The sequence below is a fragment of the Psychrobacter sp. Sarcosine-3u-12 genome, from assembly GCF_002836005.1.
In the GTDB taxonomy this organism is placed as follows: domain Bacteria; phylum Pseudomonadota; class Gammaproteobacteria; order Pseudomonadales; family Moraxellaceae; genus Psychrobacter; species Psychrobacter okhotskensis.
In genome coordinates this window covers 24,848-36,077 of the sequence record NZ_PJBY01000080.1, presented here as the reverse complement: position 1 = coordinate 36,077, position 11,230 = coordinate 24,848, and the positions used below count along the sequence as shown (strand labels likewise).

Genomic DNA, 11,230 nt, shown 5'->3' with positions numbered 1-11,230 from the left:
AAAGCCGCCTTTGTTTCAACTAGTTCCGTAACTCAAGGGATTCAAGTTGGTATGTTGTGGCCTCACTGTTTTAATAATGGAACTGAAATTATATTCGCGTATAAACCTTTTGAATGGAAGAATAGTGCTAAGGATAATGCTGGCGTTTACTGTGTAATTGTGGGACTTGGTATTATATCTAAGTCGCCTAAAAAAATATTTTCTGATACGCATATTAGAATAGTTAAATCTATAAGTCCTTACTTGGTTGAAGGGGAGTCTAAAGCTGTTATCAAGGTAAGTCGCCCTCTGTTTGACTTACCAATCGCTATGAAAGGAAACGGAGTTTACGATGGAGGATATTTTATGTTCACTCCTGAAGAAAAAAAAGATTTAATATCTGAGTTTCCTAGGTCATCAAAGTTTCTAAAAAAGGTCACAGGCTCGAAAGAGTTTATAAGCAATACTGAAAGATGGTGTATTTGGATTAATAAAAATGATTTGAGTGAAGCAAAAAGTATACCGTTCATAGATAAAAGAATAGAGAAGGTAAAAAAATGGAGAGAGAATTCGGGAGAAACAGCTCAAGCTTATGCTAATGTTCCCTATAGGTTTAAAGGAATAAATAAAGCAAAAAGAAACTTGATGATTATTCCGGCAGTCTCTGCGTGCTCTCGTGACTACATTCCTATGGGGTTTCTTGATGCAGAAACTATCGTAACAGACCTCGCATTCATGATTTTAGACCCTGATATCTATGTGTTTTCTATACTTAACAGTAGTTTGCACCAATTATGGGTAAGAACTGTTACAGGTCGTTTAGGAGATGGTTACCGATACTCATTAGGCGTTTGCTATAACTCTTTTCCTACACCAGTTTTTTCAGAATCTGATAAAAATGAGCTTCGTTTATCGGCATTAAATATACTTGAAGCACGAGAAAAGCACTCTGATAAAAATCTTTTTCAACTTTACTCTAAAGGAAAGATGCCTGAAGACTTACTAATTGCTCACATTGAGAATGATAAATTGGTTGAGCGAATTTATGGTTATTCTGGTTTTACAGAAGATCAGTTGTTAGAAAATCTTTTTGCTATTTATTTTACCGAACAGGAACGCTGTAATGCCTAATCTAATGCACTTTGAATATGCTCAAACTGGTGCTAGCTCAAACGAAAACTCTATGGGTATGCGAGCAATGCAAGCGCGAGCCTATGCCGCTCGTAATAGTCAGTACCTATTGCTAAAAGCGCCTCCTGCATCAGGTAAATCACGCGCCCTCATGTTCTTGGCACTGGATAAGCTACATAATCAAGGCATCAAAAAAGCGATTGTAGCAGTGCCAGAGCGTTCTATTGGCGGATCCTTTAGATCAACAGAATTAACTAAATATGGTTTCTTCTATGATTGGGAAGTTGACGACAACAATGATCTTTGTGTTCCTGGTGGCGAAAGTAGTAAAGCTAAAGCGTTTAAGCGTTTTATGGCAAGCAACGACAGGATATTGATTTGTACTCATGCCGCACTGCGTTCAGCCTTTCAAGCAATGGAAGATGATGTATTTAATGATTGCTTAATCGCAATTGATGAATTTCATCATTTATCAGCTGATGAAGCTAACATTTTAGGTGGTGTGTTGCGTAGCATCATGGCAAATACCAATGCCCATATTGTTGCTATGACAGGCTCATACTTCCGTGGCGATAGTATTCCTGTGCTGACACCTGAAGATGAAGCCCAGTTTGATAAAGTTTCTTTTAACTATTATGAGCAGCTCAATGGTTATAACTATTTAAAGTCGCTTGGTATTGGCTACCACTTCTATCAGGGCCGATATACTGACGTGATTCATGAAGTGCTTAACTCAGAAGAGAATTATGGTAAGAAAACCATTATTCATATACCAAACGTCAACTCAGGTGAATCAACCAAAGAAAAGTATGACGAAGTAGATGCTATTCTTGAAGTGCTGGGTGAGGCAGGAAAGAGAGATCCTATAACAGGCGTTATTCCTGTTACACGGCCTGACGGTACGGTCATTAAGGTTGCAGATTTAGTTGAAGAAAACGAGCGAGATATTATCCAAAACTATTTACGTAATATGAATCACGTAGACGATATGGATGTCATTATTGCTTTGGGTATGGCAAAAGAGGGTTTTGACTGGGAATGGTGCGAGCACGCATTAACTGTTGGATATAGAAGCTCACTAACCGAAATCATTCAAATCATCGGTCGCTGTACCCGTGATAGCGCCAATAAAAGCCACGCTCAATTCACCAATCTTATCGCACAACCTGACGCTGCAAATGAGAACGTGACTATTGCAGTAAACAATATGTTGAAGGCTATTACTGGCTCTTTACTAATGGAACAAGTGCTTGCCCCTAATTTTAAGTTCAAAACAAAAAAAGATGGCGACTTTGAACCGACACCACCAGGAACAATGAAAATAGGTGGTTTTAAAGAACCTAGCACCAAACGCACCAAAGCTATCATAGAGTCCGATTTAGCTGATCTAAAAGCCGCTATCTTGCAAGATGATAAGGTCATTGCAGCTTCGGCAGGTAAAGTCGATCCTGAGGTAGTGAATAAAATCCTAATACCGAAAATAATTCAGCGTAAATATCCTGATCTGACTGAAGCTGAACTTGAAGAAGTCAGACAACAAGTCGTAGTTGATTGCGCAGTAAGCTCGGCAGAAGTCACTGAGCAAGGCGGTAAGAAGTTCATCCGTATGGCCGACAAGTTTATCAACATTGATGAGCTACATATTGACTTGATAGATCAAATTAACCCCTTTCAAAAAGCTTTTGAGATTCTATCAAAATCTATCACAACTGATGTGCTCAAACTTATTCAAGAATCCATTGAAACCACGCGCATTCAAATGGATTTTGAGGAGGCGAAGTTGCTATGGCCTAAGGTTAAACAGTTTGTGCATGAAAAGGGACGTGAGCCTGACTTAAATAGCTCAGACTTTACTGAGAAGAGACTGGCTGAGTGTGTCATTTATATTAAGCAACAGAAACGCAAGAGAGTACCTGCACAATGAAAAATGAAGAATGGCAAGTTTTAAAGTCTATGGAGTTAGATGACTGGCTAAGCTTCATTGATAGCGATGACGACTTAGGGCTTACAACAATTAAAGCAAAGTCACGGGCACCTACGGCAGATGAACACTTAGTCGCTAAGTTCCAAGAGATAAGTGACTTTTACAAAACTAATAAGCGCTTACCTGAGAATAATATGGCGAACATTAGTGAGCTTATGCTGTTTAAGCGTTTAGAGTCTATTAAGAATAACAATGAGCAGTGCCATGCTTTAGTAGATTTTGATGAATTTAATCTGTTGCCATTTACTCATGAAGTCGCTGCACCAGAACCTGAAATTGTTGAAAAAGAAATCACCTCATTTGAAGATATTTTTGCAGATGATGATTTTGGCTTACTCGGGGACTCTGATCAGAGTATTTTCAATATCAAGCATATTAAAGCAGATAAAAGGGCTGAGACTGACTTTGTTGCACGACGTAAGTCATGCAAGGATTTTGATAAATACAAAGACTTATTTCCTGTTGTTCAGCAACAGCTAAACAGTGGTCAACGTAAGATTATTGAGTTTGACGATAAAGGCGAAAACTTAGCAGTTGGTGAGTTTTATATCTTGAGCGGCGTATTGCTTTATCTAGAGGAAGTAGATTTCAGTAGTGATGCAAAAACAGTAGATGGTAAGCGGTTCAGAAAAGACGGAAGAACCCGCTGTATATTTGAAAATGGTACAGAGTCAAATATGCTTTACCGCTCTCTTGCCAAGGCCCTTTATGCTGACGGTAAAATAGTCTCTCCTGTTGGTGAATATTTTGCTGATATCAAAAATATCAACGAGAATGATGAGTCGGCTGGTTTTATTTATATTTTAAGCAGTCAAAGCCAAGATGCTCGCATTCACTCTATACCCAATCTATTTAAAATAGGCTATTCACGTACACCTGTTAAAAAACGCATTGCAAATGCAGCCAATGAACCTACTTACTTAATGGCACCAGTAGAGCTTGTTGCTATCTATGAATGCTATAACATGAATACTCAAAAGTTTGAAAACTTAGTACATACCGTATTTAGAGATGTTTGCATTGATGTGGAGATTGCAGATTTACAAGGTAATATGTGCAAACCTCAAGAATGGTTCAGTGTGCCTTTAGAGCAGATAAATACAGCGATTGACTTGATAGTGAATGGGCAGATTATAAATTATAGGTATAACTCGACTACTAAGAACATAGAGTTGAAGTAAGGGTTAGTGTAGGCTTATAAGAAGTTTGGAACATATTTATTATGCCGCTACAAACTAAAGTACTATAAGAAAATAGATATACAAAATGGGAGAAGCAGTTATTGTAATCTTGAAGAGTCAATCGAAGGAGGTCTAGATTTCAATCTCTCATTTTCTAATGTTAACCCGATAAGAAGTCTTTCAGCTTCTATCAATTTCGATAAAGCTATATCGTTTTGTGCTTTATCCATAAAAGCTGACACTGAATAAAACGATTTATTTTGAAGATATAAAAACTTACTTACTATTAAACTTGAGCTAATACTTTTTTTATAGCTAAAACGAAACCAGTTTTAAATAGTGTTCGGCCGACTTCATCTTTAATTGCACCATACTTTGATACAGTCCAGCCTAATTTATTGATTTTCTCCTCCTTAATAGCATCCTGTAGGGCTTCAATGTCACTATCTAACAGCATACCACTTAATGAAGGTAATACTTGCACAACTTGTGAATTTTGATTTATAGGAGCTATCTTATTAGGACGCATATCTATGTTCACCTCAATATTCTGTTTGAGGATGCGATTTTCTGACTTTAATTTATTTTTTTCTGCGATAATTTGACCAAAAACAGCTCGCATTGCAGGGTCAGACAGATACTGTAATAACTCCATATCTGATGCGACATCATATTTCCTAGATTGAGGAGAGGGTGGTTTTTTCATGGTAGTATTGGCTTTAGTTGCCCAAGCGTCAATCAGAAGCCTGTAGTGATTACCTGACTTATTACGAATGCTAACAGTGCTGATACCACCACTAGCTTTAGACAGTCTTCCAATATGAGCAATAGAATAATCGTGCTCATCTTTATTGAATTCAGTTTCTAGTAAAGTATTCAGATTGTCTAACGAATCTTTCGTACGTTGACTTTTACCTTCCTTTAAATCATCTAAAATTATGTCGATATTGATATCCATAAGATATTTCTCCTCTCAATTACTCAGGTTAGGGATTTAATATTGATATAATTAATAGGCTGCTTAACGGTTTCCTGTAATACACTGATACTGTCATCTAAGAGTTTACTATCTTGCATAAACTCTTCTAACTCAATATAGTTTGCCACTTTACTAAGGCCATCTAACTTGTCTTTTGAATTAACTTGTAATGCCATTTGTCTAACCATAGCGTTCGCAGCAATAAGTTGCTGATTCTTATCTAAACTTAGAAACGGTGGCATATAACCCTGACGTATCATCATTCGACTGATAATTTGAGTCATATCTTGAATGATTGAAGTCTTCTTAACATCATCAAGCATATCTGGATAAATTTCTGCATCATCGCAAATTAAGGATAGTTGTAGCAACTCAGATTTTGTTTCTATAAATCCAACTCTGATATCGTTCTTGGAACCAACTGCTACTATTTTACTTTTATGATCTTCTTTATCCCGTTTTTGCTCAATTTCAACCAAACGATAAATGAGATTGAGAGTTGCAATTAAGTCTTTAGTATAATCATCTGCTTCTACCAATTGCTTTTCACATCGTCGCTTCAATTCTTGTAATTTGTTATGATCAGTAAAAGGCTTACCTTTAGCTTCTGCTTCGTACTTTATTTCCTCAATATTTTCTATCTCTCCCTCTAATTCTATAGCTAATTTTGCAGCTTCGGAGGCTTTGTAACTCATAAAGTTTAAATGTGCAGTAAGTGCAGGTAGGTATTGAGCATCAGTAATAAACCAGCGACAGCGAACGCAATTTTCAGGACCATGAGGCACAGCTCCGTAAATTTTTCGCGAAACAACACTTGAGTCCTTAATAAGTTCTCCACCATTCCAGCAACCTGCCACAGTTCCAACTTCATCAGATTTAACTGTATTGCCACCAACCAGACATAGACCATGATGTCGTTTTTCCCATCCTATAGGATTACGATTAACCAAAGCAGCTTGAATCGACTTGTCATCATGGTAAGCCATTTTACATTCGATCTGACTCATTTCAGCATTCTTAAGAAAAGTTTGAACACTTTTTTCTGAAGCATCTTCAAGACGAATATCCGCCTCAAGCATTTTTTCTTTCATGACTGCTGGGGTGAGTTTGGCGTAGTAAACGGTCATAAGTAGACGTGAATGGCCTGCTAATAGCTTAGAAACTACTGGTAAAGGTAATTTGGCATCCATGATATAACAAGTTATTAGAGAGACTCTAAGGCTATGCAGAGGAAACTCAGTTTTAGTTCTAGAAGTTTTATAACCTTTACCATAATCATGAACTAATTTAAAATTAGTACCATCTGCTAGAGTGTCATTGGATACACGAAGGTTATGCTCAAGTTGAGCTAGCAGCTTATACCAAAGAGTTGCAATTGAAGCATCATTAATTGGTTTGCTCCTATCATCGATATGAGTTGCAGTCGCATCGCGCATTATAAAACAACTATGCTGCATTGCTTTAAGGTAAGCTTCAGATACTTTACGTTGCGTATGCTTAGGTAATAACTCAGTACAATCTGTAGGCTTTGTAATAGGATTATATTTTTCTTGCCAGTTTCTTAGCTTCTCCAACCAGTACAACACATCTTCGTTCTGCCATGGAATTTCATAGCCACGCTCTACTTCATCTTTATTTTGGTCTGCCGTCTTATTAGTGCTAATGTACAGTCCTGTAGATTCTGTTTCCATCGCATTGTTCCTAAATTGACGAAAAACTCCCTTTTTATAATTTTTGTATGCGAATAAGTGCTTAGTATTTTTTATCCATTTACCATTTTCATAACGCATAGCATCTGCTTCACCTGAATCCAACATTCTAACTTGGTATGTTCGAAGAGGTAAATTTAGTTTGATGAATAAACACATGGCTACAACAGGTGACCAAATTTCATAAATAATAATGTTTTTCTTATTTTCCCTAATACTTCTACGACGCCACAAACAATCATTATCGTTTTTATCTATCAGGTTCTGTTCAACTCTAAACCAACTGCTACTAGATACTAGGCCTTCAGGTGTTTTTTCTTCATATGCCCACACCCAATCTCTAAAATGACCTCTTGGCTTTGGACACAAAATATTGCGAAGATCACATATATAACGATAGGGTAAGGGGTTATGAACGGTTTCATTGTAATGCTTTTTTCTTTGTTGTTTTTCAAAAGGATTACTATATAGTCTAATAGCAGATCCGTTATCATTTTCTTCGCTGAAATGCTCTACTAGTATCCACTCAATAAAATCAAAAATATGATTGATTAATACTACGGTAGCCGAGTTATCAGAGCGTTTAGTATTTTCTAATATGGAAAACTTAAAATCATCAGTCGTAATTTGCAAGCCACTTCGTCTCGCTTCGAAAAACATAGTTATATCTGACGCCCAAGCTACATCTTTTATTAAGTAAGCATCAAAAAATATACATAAAGCATCTAATTTTATATGCTGTGCTGTATTCTGAGTACTCATCCATTCTTCTGCAAACTGACGCCATGGCTCCCAAGTCTGACCATGCTTCTCTGTCATCCAACTAAGAGTTAGATCTCTGGTTCTACCATCATATTTACTTTCATTAATTACACTCATTGTTTTTTCCCAACCTTGGATTCCTTCCTATGAATAATCCGCTAGGATCAATATCATCAAAACCATGCCGCATTAGTGCGTTCCAGTTCAAATTATTATTTTGTTTAGAGTCCTCTTTAGAACGCATAAGTTTCTCTGTAGCAGCATTTAGATCTGCCGTAATTTCCATAGATGTTGGTGTAGTGTAGACGGCTTGTGATTCTATAGACGCATGGTGCAAACATTTCTTAATGACTATCTCTTGTACACCTGCGCGACGCAAACGTCTTCCGTAACTATGACGATGAGAATGTGGTGATAAACCATCAGGTTTGCTAGGACTAAGACCAATTCGCTTAAGACCTTGACGATAACTGTCATGAAAAGCATTCAAAGTATAAGGGTTACCAAGATGACTGTGGTGAAAGCTTATGAAAGCGTAAGGATGATGACGATCAACACTTATTAGAAGTCGAATATAATCTTGCCAGAGCTTTGCAAACACCTTACCAAAAATTGTAGGGAACCAATGTACTTCAATGTATTCGTCTTTACTATCTGTAACTCTTGCTTTCCATCCAACACGTTTTTTACCTATTAATTCATTACGAGGACTTAGAGCATATTTTTCTTTTAGATAAGCAGCTCTAGTGGTCTTTCCAGAGCGTCCACGCCAACCATTAGGAGCTTTTCCATCTTCAGGATGATAAATACGAACTTTCACATTATCAGAGTCAAATGGATCTATAAGAACATCTTCAATCCAAAGGTGTAAAGCTTCGGACTCTCTTAAACCACCACCGTGTAGGAGTAATAGAATCAGCTGATCACGAATAGCAACCCTGAGGTCTTTTGTGCCTCCTAAGCCATCAATATAAAAACTTTCGAAATAGTGCTCTGGAAATTCTATCGCTTCTTGTTTTTGTTTACCTAATGAACGTTTACCTTGTACCCTACGAGCATTTCTAGAGGTGGAATTAATCTGCTTATCTTTAATATGACCTAGAAAGTCATATTGATTTTTACGAAACCAAGCTGCGTAATTGAGCCTTTGCGTAACACTATCTGCTTCAACCATTGGGTTGATTGAATTTAGATTATATTCTTCTACCATCCAATCAGTTAATCTGCTTAAAGCATTTATGTGTAACCTTGCAACCTGCTTACTACAAGGTAACCAATATAAGCCTGATGGATCTAAACCTTCTTCATTAATAGTTCCTGTGTACAAGCGACTACTAAATATTTCAAATAAGTTTTTAGGGGACTCAAAGCCACTTGTATTAGCAGTCATATATTCAATTAGAAGCTGAGTAGCTTTTATATAATTACTGATTGTGGAATGACTCTTACCATCTCTTTTTAACTTTAATGCATAGTCCATTAGTGGTTTTAAGATTTCATTACTGTCACTAATTAGAACAGGAATCTCTGAATAGACTCCCGAATCATCTTGAATTACTTTTGCCCTAACTCTGACAGTCTTCATTTATTCAACTCTACATGCTTTAAGCTAATATATATATTATACACTTTTTACTAGAACTAATATACTTGTTATTACCTAAAAAGAGACTCTTTAGGAGAGTCTCTTATATGTTTTATACACTTATTAGTACTAGTAATAACTGAGCGGTGATGAAGAACAGACAGACTGATTAACTTTTTTATCTTGTTTTCTAAGTCACCTGAGCGGTGATGAAGAAGGCATTAAACCGAACCATGATAGAGCTATTTTTCTAAGTCACCTGAGCGGTGATGAAGGCGTAGAAGCTGGCTCAAAGATGGAAGCTCGCTTTCTAAGTCACCTGAGCGGTGATGAAGACTAATAAAGTATTCGCGTAAGGCGTAAACTATTTCTAAGTCACCTGAGCGGTGATGAAGGGGATAGTTTCATTTATTCACGGCTGCTGGATTTTCTAAGTCACCTGAGCGGTGATGAAGACGCCACTTATTCGCTACGCACTTATTGCTGTTTTCTAAGTCACCTGAGCGGTGATGAAGGATAGAGCTAATGCTGCAACGCTATGGGCTGATTTCTAAGTCACCTGAGCGGTGATGAAGATATATCAATAACAGAGCTGATGCACTCATACTTTCTAAGTCACCTGAGCGGTGATGAAGATTCTGAAGGTCTTTACTTGAAAGGGCTGATATTTCTAAGTCACCTGAGCGGTGATGAAGACACCTCTTCTTCAGTCGTTTGGTTTTCAGCTTTTCTAAGTCACCTGAGCGGTGATGAAGCTTGACGAGCATTAATCGTTTTTTTCTTTTTTTTTCTAAGTCACCTGAGCGGTGATGAAGATGGCTTTTCTAATCTAGCGCAAATTGCAAGATTTCTAAGTCACCTGAGCGGTGATGAAGATCAATCGCCATTTCAGGACGTTTCATATACGTTTCTAAGTCACCTGAGCGGTGATGAAGAAAATATCATTTTATTTTGTTACTTGTTTGTTTTCTAAGTCACCTGAGCGGTGATGAAGATGAGTGGTATTAAACCGTGGCAGCCGATAGATTTCTAAGTCACCTGAGCGGTGATGAAGAATGCCTTGAGTGGGATATAAATCTTGCTCAATTTCTAAGTCACCTGAGCGGTGATGAAGAGGAATTATACCTCAAAAAATTCAGCTACAGCAAGGCTTGGAAGGCAAAATACCCTAATTTACCCTCCAATTTTCATATTGTCATAACTGTTTGTTTTTATTGCAAGTTTTTAAATAGATTAAAAAAAAGGGTTTTTATACCCAATTAAAGGGTAATTCGTCATTACCCTTTAACTTTATCTACTACCACTGCGGCACAGTAACGTTATCGCGCATGCCATTCATACCGTATACATTAAAACCACCAGTTACGTCCTGTTTACTAGGTTGTTGTAAAATTTGCAATGGATAATGGGTTTTATTGCTTTCACTAAACATTCTGATAAAAGGCAGTTTTAATTCAGCTTTGCGTTTAACAACTATCGCCATTGCCTCGTCATTGCTAATCTCCATTTTTTTGGCTAGAGATTCTACTTGTACCTCTATCGGTTTAAAACGATAGCGGTGTACACTCACGTAGCCCGTTATTTTATCTATAGGCACGTCTTTGATGCCTTTGATATGCACGTAGTCAGTAAGCCGCGATAGCCAGTTATCAAGATTTAGCGTTTCTAAATCTTTTTGGTTAGGGGCAAAGACGCGAAGCTTTACTCCCAGCTTAGATGACTTCTCATTTTTATCATCATAATGATAATCAGGGAAGCTGACACCGATGGATTCGATGTCATGCTTATTCTTCATTTCAGCTAACGCGATGTGAAATTGAGTAAATAGCTTACTCCAGATAAAGTAAGGTGCAATATCAGGGTCGGGGATAATAGTTATTTCTTGGAAATGGGTCAAGCTTGAAGTTGAGTCAGTCATCA

The 11,230-nt window shown here is 37.3% G+C and carries 7 protein-coding genes and 1 CRISPR repeat array; of the genes, 3 read left to right on the top strand and 4 right to left on the bottom strand.

Going from position 1 to position 11,230, the window contains the following annotated elements:
• The 3 genes from CXF65_RS04755 to CXF65_RS04745 all read left to right on the top strand — a co-directional run.
• Window positions 1-1,110: type IIL restriction-modification enzyme MmeI (locus CXF65_RS04755; RefSeq protein ID WP_319823083.1), on the top strand; the 1,110-nt coding region annotated here is incomplete at its 5' end.
• Window positions 1,103-3,034, top strand: a complete 1,932-nt coding sequence (locus CXF65_RS04750; RefSeq protein WP_101211232.1) for a DEAD/DEAH box helicase — start codon at window positions 1,103-1,105, stop codon at window positions 3,032-3,034. The genes CXF65_RS04755 and CXF65_RS04750, both read left to right, overlap by 8 nt.
• A complete protein-coding gene (locus CXF65_RS04745; protein WP_227523198.1) occupies window positions 3,031-4,275 on the top strand; it encodes a GIY-YIG nuclease family protein in 1,245 nt (414 codons plus the stop codon). Before CXF65_RS04750 ends, CXF65_RS04745 begins: the two co-directional genes overlap by 4 nt.
• Before the next feature lie 286 nt (window positions 4,276-4,561).
• Here CXF65_RS04745 and gmtX read toward each other — a convergent pair whose 3' ends face one another.
• The 4 genes from gmtX to cas6f all read right to left on the bottom strand — a co-directional run bounded on the left by gmtX (window position 4,562) and on the right by cas6f (window position 11,228).
• Entirely contained in the window at window positions 4,562-5,233 is a 672-nt protein-coding gene (gene gmtX / locus CXF65_RS04740; protein WP_101211231.1) for a gamma-mobile-trio protein GmtX, read from the bottom strand.
• Between the two features lie 23 nt (window positions 5,234-5,256).
• Window positions 5,257-7,842 carry a VPA1269 family protein gene (locus tag CXF65_RS04735; RefSeq protein ID WP_101211230.1) on the bottom strand — a complete coding sequence of 862 codons (2,586 nt, stop codon included), beginning with the start codon at window positions 7,840-7,842 and terminating at the stop codon, window positions 5,257-5,259.
• The gene (gmtY, locus tag CXF65_RS04730; protein WP_101211229.1) at window positions 7,829-9,310 is read right to left on the bottom strand and encodes a gamma-mobile-trio recombinase GmtY; all 1,482 of its coding nucleotides are present in this window, start codon (window positions 9,308-9,310) and stop codon (window positions 7,829-7,831) included. Before gmtY ends, CXF65_RS04735 begins: the two co-directional genes overlap by 14 nt.
• A gap of 187 nt (window positions 9,311-9,497) precedes the next feature.
• A CRISPR array of direct repeats spans window positions 9,498-10,424; the repeat unit is 28 nt; unit sequence TTTCTAAGTCACCTGAGCGGTGATGAAG.
• 183 nt (window positions 10,425-10,607) lie between these two features.
• The gene (gene cas6f / locus CXF65_RS04725; protein ID WP_227523197.1) at window positions 10,608-11,228 is read right to left on the bottom strand and encodes a type I-F CRISPR-associated endoribonuclease Cas6/Csy4; all 621 of its coding nucleotides are present in this window, start codon (window positions 11,226-11,228) and stop codon (window positions 10,608-10,610) included.
• Between the last annotated feature and the right edge of the window lie 2 nt (window positions 11,229-11,230).